Here is a 20,262-nt window from a genome sequence, read left to right on the forward strand (position 1 = left end):
AATCAGTAATAGAAGATGGAAGCTTACTTATTGGATGAGAGTTTGTGTTGAATGTTTGTCACAAACTCGACTGAGACATCTGCAATTTTGGCTATCCGTTCCAGACTGAAATCGCTTTCTATCAATAGATTAGTGACAAACTTAGCCTGTTCTTGCGCTTTTGCTTTATCAAGACCTCTTAAGTAAAGAACGTCTCTTTCCTCATTAATATGTTGGGCAATGCTGTCCATAGCGTTCTTTAAGTTTAGTTCCAAGTTACGCAATTGCGCTAACACACGCAACTGATTGAAGTACCTTCTCAACGAAAAGTCACCCCTTGTCGTTTCCTCAATACGGCCAATAATCCGCTTTAACGCTCTTTCGGGACTGTCTCCTTTAAAATCGGCTAAGATTCCTAAAACGACTTCTTCAGGTTGAAAAGATTTTAGAAAAACGCAATAGTCAAGGTTAGCCAATGAAATAAGAGAAAAACTAAATTTCATATGATTGCTATCAAGCCGAGTTTCCATTTCTGGATCAGATGCGCCCAGGAAAATCACGAATTGCTCAACAGGTAATTCGTATTTACGCGCTAACATGACATAATATTCAGCCATTCGATAAACCATCTTTGGTTCATCAACTACTTGGAATTCAATTTGCAACACGAATGTTTTACCTTGATCATCAGTAATCTTCTTCAACACATCTGGTTTCCGCTCTTTGGTATGTTGAATATCATCGGGTAATTCCTCAGACGAAACGGCTGTAATACCAAGTACTTTTCGCATCAGGCCAGGTATGACGACTTCTATATTTTCTTTGAAGATCTTGTCGTACTGGCTGACTTGTTTACTCATACGACAAAATTACTATAAATAAGCTAAGTAGTTTAAATTGGTTACAAAGGTCATTTGTTAGATCAAACACTTGTTGCAAAAAATGCTCAAACTTTTTTGAATTCGAATCCATGTTAAACAACTAGACTCACCATAAAATCAATGATGAATTATTGGACGTCAGGCAAATTGAAGATTCCCGTTACGTGCTTTTATAGTTCAATTGTTATCCCGGTTTGATCGGCAATGATTCCTTTGAGACCCCAGCCTCCGAAGGTTTCCGAAACGGCAATCCAGAGTTCGTTTTTGCCCTTCTTTAAATCAAGATAAAGCTCGTCGAAGTAGCCGATGGTGCCCAGAAAGCGGTAGTCTCGGGACAGGAAAACATCCTGGCCGCTATACAGCAACCGGTCATTGCAATAAACTTTAACCTGATCGCTGAAGCCAAGCTGGAGTTTCCTGATCTGCGGTTGGTCTGACAGGATGGTCACTTTCGCAAAAACCGTGTTGGCCCCTTCGCCTAACTTGCTGATTCTGGACAGGTTGGCAATGCCCGAGGATTCGACCGGCAGAGCTTGCCACGTCAGTTGTTTAGCCAAATCTTTCGGAATGGTGTAGCTGGTCTGTAGCCGCTTCTCGTCGAACGTAGTAGAAACCTGCCAACTCATAATGGTACCGGGTTGGGCGGGTGCTTCGGGCTTGAACGTCCCTAACATGGTCGGGGTAGCCGTTTTGGTGTATTGGAAATTGGCAAATAGCGTGATGGCAGGTGCCGGAGCGCCGTTGTCCAGCATAATTCGGCCGGGTTTGACTTCCCGTTTTAGTTGGTGAATCACCAGCGCAGGCTTACGCTGATCGCCTACATATACCTCTGCCTGCGTGCCCCGAACCACCATTTTAATATGAATCCACTCATCTAATGAATACGTTACGGTGGCCGAATAGCCATCGCCGTGGTAAAGTTGCCAGGATTCCTGTCCATTAAAGACCGGCATATATTGCATGGCGTCGGGGTTGTTCACTCGATGTGGACGTAGGTAAACGTCTTCATAATTGCTGTTGTCCCGCATTCGGAAGCCAAATCCGGGGAAATAGCGGGTATTAGTAAGCGCCATGTCAAACTCGATTGTACCATTTAAAAATGTACTGTCTTTCAAAACGATCTTTCCATCGGTCAGGCGAATGCCGTCTTTTCCCTGAAACGATTCTTTTGTCATTTTACCCGCAATTGTCCAGTGTGAATCATCGAAAGGAACAGTCGTTTGCGCGAGGACGTAATGGCTGACGAATACTAAGAAGGTGATTAGTTGGGCTTTCATGTAATGGGTTGATTGGGTTACTAAACTTTTCGCTTCGCTAATGCACGACCTGGATCGCGACACGGTCAGACGAAAAATTCTACTTGACAAAAGGCAAAATAGCTTCCCAGGCTGCGGGGAAGTTGCAGTAAAGTACTACGTGTCCACAGTTCGGAATTAAAGAGAGTTGGCCGTGTTGAAGCAGCCGAAAGGTTTCGGTGATCTTTTCGGTTTTGAAATAAGGGTCCTGATCGCCAGCCATGACCAGAACCGGGCATTTGATCTGGTGAAGTTCTTTGTCAGAAATGAAAGTGGGCTGATTCCACATTTGGTCCAGCTTATCCAGAAGCTCAGGCCAGCGAGCCGGTTCGGGCATGAGCTGTTTTCGGGATTTTACAAAATCAGGCGCGATCTTATCCAGTCGTTCGGTGGTCATTTTTCCTTCTTCCTCAGTGCTTAGCGTCCGATCACTGGGCCGTCTCGGCGAACCAACCGCGATCAATTTCCGAACCAGTTCAGGGTGTTTAGCCGTAAGATTATACCCGGTGATACCACCGTCGCTGAAACCGAGTACAAGAACACTGTCTTTGGTCAGGCTTCGAATAACGGCATAGGCATCGTCGGCTAATTGAGCATACGAAAAGGGTTTGGTACCAATTTCTGATTTGGCGTGGCCTCGGGTACCAATCGCGATTACCTGATGGGTTTGGGCTAGCTTCGGTATCAGGAATTCGTATTCGTCAATGTAGCCGAACAAACCACCGTGCAGGAGGACGATGGGCTTACCTTTTCCGTAGATTTCATAATAGAGTCTGGCATCACCTACGTTGTGGTAATGACCAGCCTGCGAATTGTTTCCGTAGGGGATTTTCGGTTGAGCAACGGCTGTATGCATGAGCGCAATAAGCCAGCCGATGAGGGCGCGACGCCAGTTTTTCATGGGTTGTTTCTGTACATTTGGTAAAACGAACGGAAACAAACCTGCGAATTTGCTGGCCAACGGTCCGTTCAATGTCGTTCAACTTGCGTTCAAGTTTGTACAAACGGGTAACCCGCTGATAAAGAGAAAACATGATAACCCAACAGGAAGATCAGGAGCTTATCCGTTGTCGTCGGCTGATCGAAGAGAAGGTAGGGTGGGGACGTAGTGACAGTTGGGCAACGCAGGATTTTGAGCGGCTCAGCGAACGTATTGCTGAACAAACAGGCGTGTCGCTCAGTGTTACGACTCTCAAGCGGGTATGGGGGCGGGTGAAGTACAAATCCGCACCTACCGCCACGACACTGACTGCGTTGGTCCAGTTTGTAGGATACGAAAACTGGCAGCATTTTAAACGCGCATCGCAGCCAGAACCAATAGCGCCAGAGTCGGCTTCTGAAATCGCTGATCCCATTGTATCGGAGCCGGTTCGTTCAGAACGCCGATCTACCTTGAAACGCTGGTGGATGGGAGCGGGACTGCTTGTTGGGCTAGTCGGTGTGGGGTTGTTTTTTCTAAATTACGTCAAACGAGCGCCCCTTTCGCCCGATGATTTTTCGTTCAGCAGTCAATACGTAACGAGCGGCATTCCGAACTCGGTTGTGTTTCATTACGACGCCACCGCTTCGCCAACCGATTCAGTGTTTATTCAGCAATCGTGGGATCCGCGCCGACGCCAGGCCGTACCCAGGAACGGTCACGAACACAGCTCGATCTACTACCATCCTGGCTATTTTCGGGCGAAGCTGGTGGTGGGCGATCAGATCGTTCGGGAGCATGATCTCCTGATTCCGTCGGGCGGCTGGCACGTAGTGATCATGCAGGAACCAGTACCCGTTTATGTCAAACCAAACGAGGTCATTCGAAATGGCGTGTTGAGTTTGCCGGTAGCATTGATTCAGCAGCATAATGTTCCCATGCAGCCCCAACCACCGACGGTTCGCTACCGCTACGTTCGGGACTTCAAGAATCTTCGTGATAATAATTTTACGCTGGAAACACGGCTGAAAAGTGATGTCAAACAGGGTTCCTCCGTTTGTCAGTACGTTACAATCACCATTCTTTGCAAGAATGAGATTTTCTCTATTCCACTGTCGGCGAAAGGATGCATTGGCGATTTGCAACTCTACCTGGCGGGGCATTCGGCCGAAGCTAAAACGACGGATTTGTCGGCCTTTGGCACGGATTTATCGAAGTGGACAGACCTGCGTTGCGACGTTCGAAATGGGCAAATGCAGGTGTTTGTTGGTGGTAAAATGGCCTATAAAACCCGCATACCTACGGTCGCCCAGGACATTGTTGGTATTAGTTATGACTTCGAAGGGACCGGATCGGTAGATTTCGTTCGTTTCTCGCAACCTGATGGAACCGTTGCTTTCGAGGATAAATTTGACTCGTCTACAAAGAACACAGACCATTTGCTGCCTGCTAAAATTAAGCCTGAGTAAAACCTGTTTTTATTTTATAAAGATTTGTTATTCAGACGATTATCTAAATAATTCTTTGAACTAAGCGTTGTTGTCAGACGTTATTAAGGATATACACTCAACGTCTGTTTAATGCCTGATTTCAAACCGTCTCTCATTCTCTACACCGCCGATGCCCTCAATGATCGTGGAGAAGCCGTACTGGCGCAGTTCCCCGATGCAGAACGACTTGAAGTGAAACAGCACAATCGCCTGCCGGAATTGGGCATGAATCATTTCAAGGTCAAATCCGATGTGCTCGTGTTGGGTAAACTAAAAAGTCGGGATGTAAAATGGAGTGGCCGGAGTGCAGATTATATCGCGCCAAGTTTAGCCAACGGATGCTTTGGCGGCTGCACCTACTGCTACGTTGATCGGCACAAGAATGTTAATCCGATCACGCTGTTTACAAACGTTGAGGAGAACATGGCAACCATCGATCAGCACGTTCAGGCATTGGCATGGCCTAAGCCCGCTAATCAAACCGATGCTACGTACTGGACGTATGACATCGGCTGTAATTCCGATATTTCGATTGACTATAACCTGACGGAGGGCATTCAGCAGGTGTTCGAATTCTACCGCGATCACCCCCGGGCTAAAGCGACCTTTGCGACCAAATTTGTCAACCGTGACCTGCTCGATTTTGACCCCAAACATAAAGTGCGCATTCGATTTAGCCTGATGCCCAGCCATGTGAGTAAACTGGTGGATGTGCGTACCGACAGCATTGAGAAACGTATTGCCGCTATCAATGACTTCTATGACGCAGGCTATGAGGTGCATATCAATTTTTCGCCGGTTATCGTGTATAGCGGTCCCGATGGCGACCGAAAAGCCTGGCGCAACGATTATCGTGACTTATTTCGCCAGCTTGATGCGGCTTTACGGCCTGAAGTCCGGGCGCAACTCAAAGCTGAAGTGATCTTTCTGACGCATAACCAATGGCAACACCAGGCGAATCTGGCTATAAATCCAAAAGCTGAGGAATTGCTGTGGGTGCCCGAGTTGCAGGAGAGCAAAGTCAGCCAGTTTGGAGGATGGAATATCCGCTATGCTCACCAGTTGAAAAGCAAGATGGTTGAGGTGTTCAAAGGCCTGGTACAGGAGGAGATTCCCTGGTGTGAGATTCGCTACATTTTCTGAATCATATAGTTCGTTAACGGCTCAGAACAGGGCCTTTTTGTTTCGACATTAGTTAGTTTTTAACAACAAACGATAAGCTGTCTGGTTTCAACAAAATAAGTGATCAGGCAGATGCGTATGTTAACTCAGCGAATCAGGTACCGGAGTAGTCTTTATTCCGTCACCCTATTTTTAGGCCTTTCTTTGCTTTTGCTTACCCAGTCCTGCAGGAAAGAAAATGAGGTTGATCCGGGTTTTGGCCCTAATGGCGAACCACGCGTTCTGGCCGTTCGTATTCCTGACATTCCAGACCAAAATATCCAGGTCAATCAGGATACCAAACAAATAACGGTAACCATACCGACAGGCTATTCGGCCAGTTTTCTCAAGCCAACGCTGACGTTGACACCCAGTACGACGGTGGCTTATGGGAACGATTACGTACTTGATATTTTCGCGGTTGCCAGTAACTTTCCCTTGATAGTCAGAACGAGTGACAACAAAACGAACACATACACAATAGTTTTGAAGGCTGCTGGCGATCTGAGGTTTGGTACGTTATCAGGTCCTCAGGCCTATTCCGTTGGTAACCAGACTAACTATATATGCTTGCCGGTGTATAATTACGTTGACGGATCTGGCTACCAAAACAACACGTTAACACTTATCAATAAGGTGTCTGGCGAACGGGTTCAGCCAAGTGTTGTGGTGTTTGGACGCGAATCGATTTGCGATCGCACGTCTGCAACAGATGGCGCTACGATTGTGTCTATTTACCTGAATGGCTATGAAACCTACTACAAGCCCGGCGACTATACTGTCGAGTTAACTAAGCCAAATGGACGAACGGCTACCCTGGCTCAGTCCATTCAACTGCTCAAAGGAACGACCCAGGCAAATTTTAACGCCAATTATACATTCCAGCTTAACTCGGGTGATTATCTTTTGTATGGGTCGAATTTCTATAAAGATGATAAGTTGAGTGTTCGTATTCTGGGGCGTAATCAGCCAGCACTGACGTTGGATGCGCTGGGCTTCGTTGATAAACAACCGGGTATTCGGCTGCCAACGGCGATCAATCTTACCCCCGGTTATTATTATGCCCAGTTACTTATCAATGGCGTAGCTACCCCATCGACCGGGCGCATAACGATCAGTGATCAGGCTCGACCGCTGATTATTGAAGCGTTGTCGTTGCCCGGACAAGCGACACTTAAAAATCTACTGGGGGATTCCTATTCGTTTGACACGCCTATCGTGTTAGCTAGAGAAGTAGCTTACAGTCTCAACGCAAATTATTATTTATTTACGCAAAACGATAGTAAGGCAATCAAACGGTTACGGCTTACGGGTTTAGACGATCCGGCGCAAGTGTATACAGTCACGTTTGGTAGTAACCCACCGACGGGCGTTGAACAAATAACGTTCCCCGGAACACTGCCAACCGGGCGTTATCAACTAACCATACAGGTAGTACGTGGAGACGGCACGGTTATCGACGGAATTCCGCTTGAACGCGACGTAGTCATTCAATAAACAACAGTGAATCATCACGTTTACTGAGCGATTGTAGTATAACCAGGAATATTTCAGGCTTTTGGTTATCAGTCATCCAAAGTTGTCGAGCCTGATCTAAGCCGCGCAAGTGGCCGCTAGGTCTACCAGAGGCTATAAATTTATTAGTTTCAGCCTGGTTCAGATAGCTATATTGTTTAGGCTATCGGTTAATAAATTACAAACGCGCTATAATGGTCAGTGGAAAACAGGGGACGAACGCTAGCTTCGGCGTATATTTGCCTGTGTGAACTGTAACGTGTTGAATAACTGCCCCGCGCCTGCTTCGGATGACTCAAGGATGCCAATCTCGAGCAGGGTAAGCTAAGCGGCTGGTACAGAGGGACTTCATCACATGTAACAAACTGAAATATGACTAAAGTCGAACAAGTGCAGAGGATTAAAGCTAAAATAAGAGAGATTGAAACCCTCTCTGATAGACCTTTTTTGGTGGACGGATGCCTGGATGAACTCCTGATCCTGGTGGATGAACTTGCACAGATGACGCCCGAAGATCAACTTACTGAAGGCGATCCCCCTGTACCGGAGAAAAGTACGTATGAAGGTGCCTGGCAAAGTCTGGTAAATACCAAAAATAAGGAAGGTGCTTCCTTTGATGCTTCTTATAAGGAAACCCGGCGGTATAATGCCTCCAGAAAGACGCAGGAGAAATGTGATCAGGCATTCTCGACGCTCATGAAGCAAATTCGCCTGGATACCAGTATGATACGAAATGCCTAGTCGACTATTATAAATAGGAATACCCTGCACTGTTCATTGAACTAGGTTAGGGGATATAAAATAAGATCGTGCTGTTTCTGCCCACTATACAGAAACAGCACGATCTTGCTATTTAGCGTACTCAGACTTGGGTTTATTTTAGAAGCCTCGTAGATCGCCAGTATGATTCAGATTAGTTAACGGGCGTTTTGCCTGACGTATTCGTCCATCGAGAACTTTCCTGAGCCGAGTACGATAAAAACCATTAACAGAATCAGCACGATAAGTGACAGCCAAAGTTCCGCATTCAGCGGTGAAAAGCCCTGACGAATGTTAACAAAGAAAACGGCGGCTACCAGAATGGGCAGTTGAAGAATAGCCATCAGACGCGTCAGACAGCCAAGTGCAATGAGCAAGCCGCCTACTAAGTGAGCAAAGGCTACGTAGTGAACGGCCATTACGGGAAAAAGCTGAAAATGCAGTCCGCCCATCAGACGCATCAGATAGGCTGTGTCACTAATAAAACTGACACCTTTCAAAACCAGAATAATACCCAGCACAATTCGCAGGGCATCTGTCCAGGCGGGGTGATGCGCATCACCCCAGTTTTCAACACGATGTAACAGGTTCATAACTACAGGTGTTTAGAGAATACTAATCGAATATAGTAGTATGATCCGTTAAAAGCAAGCTGATTGTCAGATAGTTATTTGGCGTTTTTGGCGTATTGGCATACCAAAAAGTCGGCTCCTTAAAGCCGACTTTTTAGTGCGTTTTTTGGCTGGTCCTAGTGCTTAAACTTCCTCCAGCGGACCAACGTGTATGGGCGTTAAATTGGCCATTTCGTCGGGTTCGAACAGGCGGGATCGAATTAGAAACCGAACACCCATCGGAATTTCGAGCGAGAAACTGGCCCCGCGCCCGGGTGTTACGTCAACTGTCAGATGGGTGTATTGCCAATACTCAAACTGATCGCCTGACATCCAGAAGTCGCACCCATCAATCTGGCCCAGCAACACATCCGACGAACCAATAATGAAATCACCGGCTTCGTAACACATCGGTGAGGAACCGTCGCAGCAGCCTCCACTTTGATGAAACATCAACGGTCCGTGCTCAGCGCGGATTTTGTTCAATACGTCGGCTGCGGCCGGAGTGATGTCTACGCGATTCATAGTGACTGGAATTTTGAACGAGTGAAAAAGCATATAACCGGCGCATCCAGTTTTCGCTCATTCACTCGTTCCCTCTTTGATTAATCAAAAGAAACCTAATTTGTTTTTGCTATACGAGATCAGCAGGTTTTTGACCTGACGATAGTGGTTCAGCATCATCAGGTGGTTTTCACGCCCGAAGCCCGATTTCTTGTAGCCACCAAATGGTGCGTGAGCTGGGTAGTCGTGGTAGCAGTTCACCCACACGCGACCTGCCTGAATCTGCCGTGGAATCGTGTATAGTTCATGCGCATCGCGTGACCAGAAGCCTGCCCCCAGTCCATACAACGTATCATTGGCAATGGCAACTGCTTCGGCGGCATCTTTAAACGTAGTAACCGACAGGACAGGTCCGAATATTTCTTCCTGGAAGATTCGCATTTTATTGTGCCCTTTGAAGATTGTTGGCTGAATGTAATAGCCACCTTCTACACTGTCGGCCGGACCACCACCGGTCAGGACTTCAGCGCCTTCTTTTTTGCCGATGTCGATGTAGGACAGAATTTTTTCGTACTGATCGTTGCTGGCTTGAGCGCCCATCATCGTTTCCGGATCCAGTGGATGACCGAGTTTAATGGCTTTCGTGCGCTGAATCACCCGCTCCATAAACTTGTCGTAAATGTCTTCCTGAACTAGCAGACGCGATGGACAGGTGCAGATTTCGCCCTGGTTGAGCGCAAACATAACAGCACCCTCTACGCACTTGTCGAAAAACTCGTCATCGGCATCCGCAACGGATTTCATGAAAATATTGGGCGATTTGCCCCCTAATTCCATAGTGACAGGAATAAGGTTTTCGGACGCATACTGCATAATAAGCCGACCGGTTGTCGTTTCGCCCGTAAAGGCTACTTTGTTGACGCGTTTGTGCTGCGCCAGCGGCTTGCCGGCTTCCGGCCCAAATCCCTGGATGATATTGACCACGCCAGGAGGCACAATACCTTCCAGCAACTCGAACAGAACGGCGATCGACGTTGGCGTCTGCTCAGCTGGCTTAATTACCACGCAACAACCAGCAGCTAACGCCGGAGCCAGTTTCCAGGTGGCCATCAGCAGCGGGAAATTCCAGGGAATAATCTGACCTACTACACCGATTGGCTCTTTGATAATCAGCGACAACGTATCAGCGTTAAGTTCGGTGGCTGAACCTTCTTCCGCCCGGATCACACCCGCAAAATAACGGAAGTGATCGACGACGAGTGGCATGTCAGCGGCCATAGTTTCACGTAGTGCTTTGCCATTCTCGACCGTTTCGACACGGGCCAGAAACTCCAGATTCTGCTCAATGACGTCGGCAATCTGAAGCAGTACTTTACTACGTTCCGTAGCAGAGGTCTTACCCCAGGTTTCAAATGCTTTTTGGGCTGCGTCAACGGCCAAATCGACATCTGCCGCTTTCGAGCGGGGCATTTTGGCTATTAAACTGCCATCTACCGGCGACTGGTTATCAAAATATTCTCCTCCAACAGGTGGTACCCATTTGCCCCCAATATAGTTCTCATACTGAGTTTTAAACATGGGCCGGGGCGCAATCTTGCTCGTTGCTTCTGCAGTTTGCATCTTCGAAATAGGTTTATATGAGTTAATAGGTTTTTTTACAAAGTTTGCTGTAATTGTACAACTATTTTTACGTTATCCTCTCATATACTTGCGGAATCCTCCCATACTCGATCATCATGAAACAAGCAGGAAAAAGCGTCACGAACGAAGCCGTTAGTGCCTGGGGAAACCGGCTGGACACCCTGGTAGAGAATAAGTTGACACTCAGTCATGATGAGGCCGAACTACACTTGTATGAGACGTTTCAACAGGCCACGCTGATTCAGTTGCGCTTTAATTCGCCCGTAATGACGAGCATGCTGAGTGGGCGGAAAGTGATGCATCTCAGCAGCATGGACCCCTTCGATTATCAGCCTGGCGAATCGCTTTTGTTGCCGTCGGACCGGCTCATGCAGATTGATTTTCCCGATGCCACGACCAACGATCCCACCCGCTGCCTTGCGCTGACGATCTCGGACGACTTTATCCGCGAAACTGTCGCTGAACTGAACGATCAGGTACCACGAGTCGAAAGCAGCGACCAGTGGCAGTTGGATACGGAGAACTACCTCTTGCAGAACGATACCGAGATTAGCTCGTTAATTGATAAACTGATACGTCTATTCCGGGAGAACAATCCGTTTAAGCCATTTTTTATCAAAAACACCCTACGTGAACTCATTGTCCGGCTATCGCAAACGCAGGTGCGGCACGGCTTGCTAGGGCAAACGAGCCAGCACATCAGCACGAATCGGCTGGCATACGTAGTAGCCTATATCCGGGAGAACCTGACTAAAGCCCTCTCGGTCGAGGAACTGAGCGATAAGGCCTGTTTGTCGAAATCCCATTTCTTCCGGCTCTTCAAAAGCGAGCTGGGTGTTTCTCCTGCGCAGTTTATACTAACCGAACGTATCCGACTGGCCAAACTTGTTTTGAGCAATCCAGCTAAAACGATTACGGATGCCTGCTACGAATCCGGGTTCAACAGCCTGACGCATTTTAGCAATGCCTTCCGCTCCGTGGAGCACATCTGTCCCCGTCAATTCAAGCGGCAGCTTTTCGGGCTGAATTGACGGGGACATCGAATCAAGATTGGGCAGGATTGCTTATCTTTGATTAGTTATGACAACAAAATCTGCTTCGAAAGCGGCCTTTACAGCGCCTACGCTGGAGTTCATGCGCGAACTCGTTCAAAACAACAATCGTGAGTGGTTTCATGCGAACCGACCTCGCTACGATGCGGCCAAAACAGAACTCTGTGACGTAGTCGAGCGGGTACTGACGAGCATGAGTTCGTTTGAACCGCTGGCCAACACATCCGTAAAAGATTGCATCTTTCGCATTAACCGCGACATTCGCTTCTCGAAAGAAAAGTCACCCTATAAATCTAATCTGGCATTTGCGATTGGTCCCGGCGGTCGACACTCGGGTCGCATTGATTACTACGTCCATATCCAGCCAGGCAATCAGTCTTTTCTGGGCGCGGGCATGTGGCAACCGACACCGGCTAACCTGGCTAAATTCCGGCAGGAGGTCGATTACAATGTCGAGGAGCTAAAGAACATTATTGAGGCTGATGAATTCAAGGTGTATTTCCCCGAAGCGTCGGGTGAAGTAATGAAAACGTCGCCCAAAGGTTACCCGATCGATCACCCTGAAATTGATTTACTACGTCGAAAAGAACTGTTTTTCCTGCATCGCTACACTGACAAAGAGGTACTGAAACCCAACTTCGCCGATGAAATCGTGCGTGGTTGCCGGATCATCAAACCCTACTGCGATTTGCTGAATTACCTATTTTTCGATGAGAAAGAAGAAGCCGTAACGTTGTAAAAACAGGCATAGAAAAGCCGTCCCGACAATCGGGACGGCTTTTCTATGCCTGTTTAATTAATTTTACTCAACCGCTATCATTGAAACAGCTTTGGCTTCGAGTCGGCTTTCGCCCATCAGGTAGCAGTCGGCGGCCCGGGCGGCTTCGCGGCCTTCCGAAATAGCCCACACAACCAGCGATTGACCCCGGCGCATGTCGCCCGCAGCAAATACTTTTGGATTCGTTGTGGTCTGGTAGTTCGTTGCTTTCACATTGCCCCGTTCGTCATACTCCACGCCGAGGTCATCAAGGAGGCCGTTGTGTTGTGGATGCAGGAAACCGGCGGCTAACAGCGCTAATTCGCAGGGAACGTCACGCTCAGAACCAGGCAGCTCGACCATATTCATCCGGCCATTTTCGTTTTTCCAGGTCAGGTCTACAAGACGTAGCGCCTTCAGATTTCCGTTTTCGTCGCCAATAAATGCCTTGGTATTGATAGACCATTGCCGCTCGCAGCCTTCCTCGTGTGAAGTGCTGGTACGAAGCATCATAGGCCAGTTTGGCCAGGGCGTGTTAGCCGCCCGCTCTTTGGGGGGCATTGGCATCAGTTCAATCTGCGTGACGCTTTTGGCCCCATGCCGGTTCGACGTACCGACGCAATCGGAACCGGTGTCGCCACCACCAATCACAACAACATGTTTGTCCGTTGCCAATAACTCACCGTCACTATACGGTTTACCCTGATGATCTACCTCTACGGGTAGGTTGGCGTTACGTTTATTCTGCTGGCTGAGGAACTCCATCGCCGGATAAACCCCTTTCAGGTCGCGGCCGGGAATTGGCAGATCGCGCGGAACAGTAGAACCACCGGTGAGCATCACCAGATCAAATTGGTCCAGTAAGTCATTAGCTTTCAGGTCTACACCAACATTGACGCCTGTTTTAAAGGTAACCCCTTCGGCTTCCATGACGGCTAACCGACGGTCGATCGTCCACTTTTCGAGCTTAAAATCGGGGATGCCGTACCGTAGCAAACCACCAATCTGGTCGGCCCGTTCGAACAGCGTTACGGTATGACCCGCCTTATTGAGCTGGGCTGCGGCTGCCAGTCCGGCCGGACCAGAACCAATCACAGCTACTTGTTTGCCGGTTCGATCTTTGGGTGGTTTAGCCGTCACGTATCCTTGCTCAAACGCAACTTCGGCGATCGATTTTTCGATGAACTCGATGGCAACGGGCGGCTTATTAATACCTAGCACACAAGACGCTTCGCAGGGGGCGGGGCAAATACGGCCCGTAAACTCCGGGAAGTTATTGGTGCTGGCCAGAATCTCATAGGCATACGCCCAGTTCTGTTCATAAACCGCATCGTTAAACTCGGGAATAATGTTACCAAGGGGGCAGCCGCTGTGACAGAAGGGCGTGCCACAGTCCATACAACGGGCTGCCTGCCGTTTGGAATCCTCCTCCGAAAACGGCATTTCAATTTCCTTGTAATCATGAATCCGCTGTTGCGGGTCGCGCTTTTTGGGTAATTCACGCGCAAATTCTAAAAATCCGGTAGGTTTTCCCATTGTACTTTCTTAATTACCCCTGCGTCACGTCTACGGTTATGTCCTGATACACTACGTTTTTGTCGCGAATCTGATCAGCCAGTGAGATGCCCCGTCCAGCGAGGGCCTTACGGAAATCAGCCGGCATTACTTTGACAAATGAACCAATCTGCTCATCCCAGTTCTGAATAAGGGAAAGGGCTACGTTGCTGGTGGTATACTGGAAATGCTTCTCGATGTACTCCCGAATAATGCCCTGATCTTCGTCATTTACACTTTCCAGACTGACCATTTCGGGGTTTACTTTTGCGGCAAACGTGCCATCCTGATCGAACACATACGCCACACCACCTGACATGCCAGCTGCGAAATTGTACCCCGTCTTTCCAAGAATAACCACCAGTCCACCGGTCATGTATTCCAAGCCGTGATCGCCAACGCCTTCTACCACGACCTTCGCACCCGAGTTACGAACGCAGAACCGCTCCCCAGCCATACCCCGAATGAAGGCTTCGCCCGAGGTGGCACCATAAAACGATACGTTCCCGATAATGCTGTTTTCTTCGGGTTTAAACTGCGCGACCCGGTCAGGATACACAATCAGCTGCGCTCCACAAAGGCCTTTGCCAAAATAGTCATTGGCGTCACCTTCAAGCTCAAGTTTAATACCGCTTGTGCTAAAGGCGCCGAAACTCTGGCCTGCCGTACCCCGTAGTTTGATATGAATCGTACTATCGGGCAATCCTGGACCACCGTATACCTTCGAGATTTCGTTGGACAACATCGTGCCAATACTACGGTCAATGTTTTGGACTGTAAATTCGGCGTAAACCGATTCACCTGAGCCAACCGTCGTACCATCCAGTACGGGTTGCGCTACTTTGATCAGTTTCCGGTCAAGGACGTCATCTAAATAGTGATTCTGCTCTTCCTGCTTATACAGCGCTACGTCGAGATTGGTTGGCTCTTTGTACAGCAGCGCGTTCAGGTTAATTTTCTTGTATTTCCAGTGCGGCAGATTTTCGCGAAGTTCGAGCATCTGCGCCTGACCGACCATCTCGTTGATGGTACGGAAGCCCAGTTCGGCCATGATCTCGCGAAGCTCCATCGCCAGGAAGGTGAACATGTTCACTACGTGTTCGGGCTTGCCCGTAAACAGCGCACGCAGTTCCTTGTTCTGGGTGGCAACACCAACCGGGCAAGTGTTTAAATGACACTTTCGCATCATAATGCAACCGGCGGCTACCAGTGCAGCTGTAGCGACACCAAATTCTTCAGCGCCCAGTAGCGCAGCAATGGCCAGGTCACGACCTGTACGCATCTGGCCGTCGGCTTGCAACGTAACGCGGCCACGGAGTTTATTTTTAACCAACGTTTGGTGAGCTTCAGCCAGACCAAGCTCCCAAGGTAACCCCGCGTGACGAATCGACGAGAGGGGAGAGGCTCCCGTTCCACCGTCATGCCCCGAAATCAGGATATGATCGGCATGGGCTTTGGCAACTCCAGCCGCAATGGTACCAACCCCGGCTTCCGACACAAGCTTGACGCTGATGCGAGCCGCCCGGTTTGCATTTTTGAGGTCAGAAATAAGCTGGGCTAAATCTTCAATCGAATAGATGTCGTGGTGGGGTGGGGGCGAAATAAGACCCACACCGGGCGTCGAGTGACGCGTCCGACCAATCCAGTCATCGACTTTGAAGCCGGGCAACTGTCCACCTTCACCGGGTTTGGCCCCCTGCGCCATCTTGATTTGCAATTCACGGGCATTGGTCAGGTAGTAGCTCGTTACGCCAAACCGGCCCGAGGCTACCTGCTTAATGCTTGAGTTCATGCTGTCGCCATTCTCAAGGGGCTTATAGCGCAGTTCATCTTCGCCACCTTCACCCGAGTTGCTTTTACCACCAATGCGGTTCATGGCAATGGCTAACGTCGTGTGAGCTTCCCAGGAAATCGAACCAAACGACATCGCACCCGTTGCAAAGCGTTTGAAAATGCTTTCAATGGATTCAACTTCGTCTAACGGGACAGAGGCTCCTTTCTTGAATTTCATCACACCCCGTAGTGTAATGGCCTTCTGTGTTTGATCGTCAATTAGTTTGGAGTACTTCTTGAAGATCGAGTAATCATTCTTTTGTGTTGACTGTTGTAGCAGGTGAATTGTATCGGGATTGAAGATGTGCTTTTCGCCCCGTTGTTTCCATTGATAAATACCACCAACTTCCAGACGTGGTGCCAAGACAGGCATGGCAGGGAACGCAACGGCGTGACGAACCAGAATCTCGCGGGCAATTTCGTCCAGCCCCATACCGCCAATACGCGATACCGTGCCTGTGAAATACCGGCTTACTACGTCATCATTCAGGCCAAGACACTCGAAAATCATAGCACCCTGATACGATTGCAGGGTTGAAATGCCCATCTTGGAGAAGATCTTGAGCAGTTCGCCATTAACGGCCTTTACATAGTTTTTGAACAGTTTGTCGAGGTCATAATCAACCTGCAACAACCCTTTGCTCTTCATGTTGGCGATCGTCTCGAACGCCATGTAGGGATTTACGCCCGATGCCCCGTAGCCAATAAGCGTAGCTACGTGGTGTGTTTCCCAAACATCGCCCGCTTCAACCACAAGCCCAACTTTACCACGTAACCCCTGACGAATCAGGTAATGGTGAATAGCGGATGTCGAAAGCAGTGATGGAATGGGCGCGTGGCTGGAATCAATGGCCCGGTCCGACAGTACCAGAATGGAATAGCCATCCTGAATGGCATCTTCGGCATATCGGCAAATTCGTTCGAGGGCGCGTTCGAGCGACTGCCCTTTTCCATCAGCGGTAAAGAGACAGTTAATCGTTTTAGCCTGGAACTTCGGTTTGTCAATAAACCGGAGTTTGTCGAACTCCTGCGTCGTTAGTACTGGCTGCTCCAGTTCAACCTGACGGCAATGTTCCGGCGATTCACTGAGCAGGTTATACGTTGCCCCAACAAATGAGATGAGCGACATGATAGCCCGCTCCCGAATCGAGTCGATGGGCGGGTTGGTCACCTGCGCAAACAACTGTTTGAAGTAATGACTCATGTGTTGGCTCTGCTCGGAGAGTATGGCCAGTGGAATGTCGATACCCATCGAACCAAGGGCTTCCTTGCCTGTTTCGACCATTGGAGCCAGGATCATACGCAGGTCTTCGGAGGTTAAACCGAATGCCTGTTGCATCCGCAACAGTTTGGCGGGGTCGTAAGGATTATATGACCGGATGGGGGCTTCTAAATCCTGAATCTTTATTTTGTTCTCGGAGAGCCAGGTCTGATAGGGCTGTCGGGCGCAGATTTCCGCTTTAATTTCTTCGTCGGATACGATACGTCCCTGTTCCATATCGACCAGGAACATTTTGCCGGGCTGCAGGCGGCCTTTCGAAACGACCGTTGCCGGATCAATATCCAGCACACCGACCTCCGAAGCCATTATAACGATGTCTTCATTGGTCACCCAGAAACGCGACGGGCGCAGGCCATTCCGATCAAGTGTGGCGCCAACGATACGTCCATCTGTAAACGAAATAGACGCTGGGCCATCCCAGGGCTCGATCAGGGCTGCGTGGAATTCATAAAACGCCTTCCGAACGGGATCCATGTGATCGTTGCCGTCCCAGGCTTCAGGCACGAGCATCATCATGACGTGCGGCAATGACCGCCCGCTCATGACTAATAGTTCAATGGCATTGTCGAGATTGGCCGAGTCGGACTGGCGCTGATCGCAGATGGGCAGCAGCATGTCCATCTCTTCTTTCGTAAACTTCGACGATTCGAGCAGACCTTCGGCCGCTTTCATCCAGTTTACGTTACCCCGTACGGTATTAATTTCACCGTTGTGGGCAATATACCGGAATGGTTGCGCCAATTTCCAGGACGGGAACGTATTGGTTGAAAAACGCGAATGCACAACGCCAAGCGCCGAAACCACAGCTTCGTTCTGAAGATCAGGGAAGTACGGTTCTAATTGCAGCGTCGTCAATTGCCCTTTATACGTAATCGTACGGCAGGAGAGCGACGAGAAATAGAACGTATCAACGCCCGCAATGGTCTCATTGATGACACGGGTACTGGAGTTGCGCAGGATGTAGAGTTTACGCTCAAAATCTTCGGCATTGGTAACGTCGGCCGGGCGTTTAATAAACACCTGCTCCATTTGCGGCTCCGCCGAGCGCGAACCGTTGCCAAGATCACTGTTGTTGACCGGTACTACACGATAGCATAGCAATTCCAGCCCGAGTTTCTTCATCTTCCGATTCAGTACGGCCCGGCATTCTTCGCGCAGCCATACATCTTTCGGAAAATAAACCATTCCCACGCCGTATTCAAACGCGGGTGGCAGATGAACACCCAGTTTACGGGTTTCGTCGATGAAAAACTCGTGTGGAATCTGAATGAGTAATCCCGCTCCGTCGCCGGAGTTAGGCTCAGAGCCAACGGCGCCCCGGTGTTCCATCCGCCGAAGCATCTGGAGCGCATCCGAAACGATTTGATGGGATTTGCGACCTTTAATATGGGCCACGAAGCCAATGCCGCAATTGTCGTGTTCAAACTCGGGGCGGTAGAGTCCCGCCAATTGGTCAACCTGATCAGACATGGTCGTAACAGTGTTGGATAAGGCCACTTGTTTCTTGGTCTTCTATTTGAAGAATTGCAATAAACAGGGGCGATTATTGAGAAAATCTAAATTAAAGGGTAGTCCAGCGTGTAAATTTATCGGAAGATAGCAACTGGACTGACGAGCGTTTGTGACAAAGTCATGCAATATACTAACAAAAAAATTCGGCAAAAACAGCTTTTGTCAGAATTTAATAGTAAACGGTACCAATTGTGAATTTGATTATAATTGTTCTTGAAAAATACCAATTTGAATGTACTTGATGCCCCTATGAATGTAAAAAAGCTAGTATAATCTAGTTGAATTCATAGTAAATCGGTATACAAATGGAAGAATTACTGAAAGGGGAGCTGTAAGTTGAAAACTATTTTCATCCTTTACTATTTTACGCCCAACATGACAAGCGTAACCCGTTGTCGCTGCCTGATACCGGTTAGATGTTTTGGGAAACGTATCATAAAAAAAGCCGCTCAAACGAGCGGCTTTAGTCTTTTGTGATCCGGCTGGGATTCGAACCCAGGACCCATACATTAAAAGTGTATTGCTCTACCAGCTGAGCTACCAGATCATTTTTCCCATTCGGCAAACAAGTCCTTGTCGTTTGGGAATGCAAAAGTAGGGTTTTGATTTTATAAGCGCAAGAGTAAACTTAAAAAAAAGTTAATTCTTGTGTCAGCCTGATGGCTTGGACGGCCTCGCGAACGTCATGCACCCGTAGTATTGAGGCCCCTTTCGTGAGCGCAATTGTGTTGAGAACAGTGGTGCCATTTAAGGCTTCATCGGCGCTGATAGCCAAAGTTTTCCAGATGGTTGTCTTGCGCGAAACACCTACTAGCAATGGTTCGTCAAATAGCCTAAGAGCCTCCAGGTGATGTAGCAGGTCAAAATTCTGTGAAATCGTCTTGGCAAACCCGAAGCCAGGGTCCAGAATAATGTCTTTTTGACCAAAAGACCGAAGTTCAGCTACGCGTACGGCTAGCTCATCAATCACTTCGGTTGTAACATCTGTGTACTTGGCCAGCGACTGCATAGTTTGGGGTGTGCCGCGCATGTGCGTGAGGATGTAAGGCACGTCAAGAGCAACAACTGTTTGGAACATGGCCGGATCGAGCGTGCCACCCGCTACGTCGTTAATGATGACCGCTCCCGCGTTAACGGCCTGCCGTGCTACCGATGCCCGAAAGGTGTCGATCGAAATCAGCGCATCCGGAAAGTTTGTCAAGATAGCTTCGATGACGGGTAAAACCCGGTCGACTTCTTCGGTTGGGGAGACTTCGGCAGCACCCGGTCGGGTCGAATAGCCACCAATATCCAAAAACGTAGCACCGTCGCCGAGCATTCGTTGGGCAACGTCCACGGCTGCGGACGAGATACTATTTTCAACCGAAAGTCGGCTACCGGCGAAGAACGAATCGGGTGTTACGTTCAGAATACCCATCACGGCGGGGGTAGTCAAATCAACCAGCCGTCCCCGGCAGTTCAACGTTTTTTTCGTAACTTTCGGCATAAAAAAAGTCAATTGCCATTAGGTCGATAGT

Annotated in this window: 15 protein-coding genes and 1 tRNA gene; 6 read left to right on the forward strand and 10 right to left on the reverse strand. The window is 48.8% G+C overall.

All coding sequences use genetic code 11. The features are described from left to right. Positions 1-23: 23 nt before the first annotated feature. From ACYVEA_RS13440 to ACYVEA_RS13450, 3 genes are all read right to left on the reverse strand, one after another. On the reverse strand, positions 24-839 hold the full coding sequence (locus tag ACYVEA_RS13440; protein ID WP_461113942.1) for an RpnC/YadD family protein: 816 nt from the start codon (positions 837-839) through the stop codon (positions 24-26). 191 nt (positions 840-1,030) lie between these two features. Further along, complete coding sequence (locus ACYVEA_RS13445; protein ID WP_461113943.1) at positions 1,031-2,137, reverse strand: LamG domain-containing protein; 1,107 nt, start codon at positions 2,135-2,137, stop codon at positions 1,031-1,033. Positions 2,138-2,216: 79 nt separating this feature from the next. After that, on the reverse strand, positions 2,217-3,056 hold the full coding sequence (locus ACYVEA_RS13450; protein ID WP_461113944.1) for an alpha/beta fold hydrolase: 840 nt from the start codon (positions 3,054-3,056) through the stop codon (positions 2,217-2,219). A 131-nt stretch (positions 3,057-3,187) separates the two neighbouring features. Here ACYVEA_RS13450 and ACYVEA_RS13455 point away from each other — a divergent pair, with 131 nt between their 5' ends. From ACYVEA_RS13455 to ACYVEA_RS13470, 4 genes are all read left to right on the forward strand, one after another. After that, on the forward strand, positions 3,188-4,543 hold the full coding sequence (locus tag ACYVEA_RS13455; protein WP_461113945.1) for a hypothetical protein: 1,356 nt from the start codon (positions 3,188-3,190) through the stop codon (positions 4,541-4,543). Positions 4,544-4,654: 111 nt separating this feature from the next. After that, the gene (locus ACYVEA_RS13460; protein WP_461113946.1) at positions 4,655-5,707 is read left to right on the forward strand and encodes a spore photoproduct lyase family protein; all 1,053 of its coding nucleotides are present in this window, start codon (positions 4,655-4,657) and stop codon (positions 5,705-5,707) included. A 189-nt stretch (positions 5,708-5,896) separates the two neighbouring features. Beyond that, a complete protein-coding gene (locus ACYVEA_RS13465) occupies positions 5,897-7,222 on the forward strand; it encodes a hypothetical protein (protein WP_461113947.1) in 1,326 nt (441 codons plus the stop codon). A gap of 390 nt (positions 7,223-7,612) precedes the next feature. Then, positions 7,613-7,981 carry a hypothetical protein gene (locus ACYVEA_RS13470; RefSeq protein WP_461113948.1) on the forward strand — a complete coding sequence of 123 codons (369 nt, stop codon included), beginning with the start codon at positions 7,613-7,615 and terminating at the stop codon, positions 7,979-7,981. A gap of 176 nt (positions 7,982-8,157) precedes the next feature. On the opposite strand, the gene ACYVEA_RS13475 is transcribed toward ACYVEA_RS13470, so the two are convergent. The 3 genes from ACYVEA_RS13475 to ACYVEA_RS13485 all read right to left on the reverse strand — a co-directional run bounded on the left by ACYVEA_RS13475 (position 8,158) and on the right by ACYVEA_RS13485 (position 10,734). Then, entirely contained in the window at positions 8,158-8,592 is a 435-nt protein-coding gene (locus ACYVEA_RS13475) for a DoxX family protein (protein WP_461113949.1), read from the reverse strand. Between the two features lie 162 nt (positions 8,593-8,754). Next, a complete protein-coding gene (locus tag ACYVEA_RS13480; protein ID WP_461113950.1) occupies positions 8,755-9,135 on the reverse strand; it encodes a DUF779 domain-containing protein in 381 nt (126 codons plus the stop codon). A gap of 84 nt (positions 9,136-9,219) precedes the next feature. Beyond that, entirely contained in the window at positions 9,220-10,734 is a 1,515-nt protein-coding gene (locus ACYVEA_RS13485; RefSeq protein ID WP_461113951.1) for an aldehyde dehydrogenase family protein, read from the reverse strand. 116 nt (positions 10,735-10,850) lie between these two features. On the opposite strand from ACYVEA_RS13485, the gene ACYVEA_RS13490 reads away from it, so the two are divergent. Next, complete coding sequence (locus ACYVEA_RS13490; protein WP_461113952.1) at positions 10,851-11,786, forward strand: AraC family transcriptional regulator; 936 nt, start codon at positions 10,851-10,853, stop codon at positions 11,784-11,786. Between the two features lie 49 nt (positions 11,787-11,835). Then, a complete protein-coding gene (locus ACYVEA_RS13495; RefSeq protein WP_461113953.1) occupies positions 11,836-12,546 on the forward strand; it encodes a DUF2461 domain-containing protein in 711 nt (236 codons plus the stop codon). Positions 12,547-12,609: 63 nt separating this feature from the next. On the opposite strand, the gene ACYVEA_RS13500 is transcribed toward ACYVEA_RS13495, so the two are convergent. From ACYVEA_RS13500 to folP, 4 genes are all read right to left on the reverse strand, one after another. Beyond that, complete coding sequence (locus tag ACYVEA_RS13500; RefSeq protein WP_461113954.1) at positions 12,610-14,100, reverse strand: glutamate synthase subunit beta; 1,491 nt, start codon at positions 14,098-14,100, stop codon at positions 12,610-12,612. A gap of 13 nt (positions 14,101-14,113) precedes the next feature. Next, positions 14,114-18,703 carry a glutamate synthase large subunit gene (gene gltB / locus ACYVEA_RS13505; protein ID WP_461113955.1) on the reverse strand — a complete coding sequence of 1,530 codons (4,590 nt, stop codon included), beginning with the start codon at positions 18,701-18,703 and terminating at the stop codon, positions 14,114-14,116. A gap of 516 nt (positions 18,704-19,219) precedes the next feature. Next, positions 19,220-19,292: transfer RNA gene (locus ACYVEA_RS13510), tRNA-Lys, on the reverse strand. Positions 19,293-19,373: 81 nt separating this feature from the next. Then, on the reverse strand, positions 19,374-20,231 hold the full coding sequence (gene folP / locus ACYVEA_RS13515; protein ID WP_461113956.1) for a dihydropteroate synthase: 858 nt from the start codon (positions 20,229-20,231) through the stop codon (positions 19,374-19,376). Between the last annotated feature and the right edge of the window lie 31 nt (positions 20,232-20,262).

Source organism: Spirosoma jeollabukense (assembly GCF_054777855.1).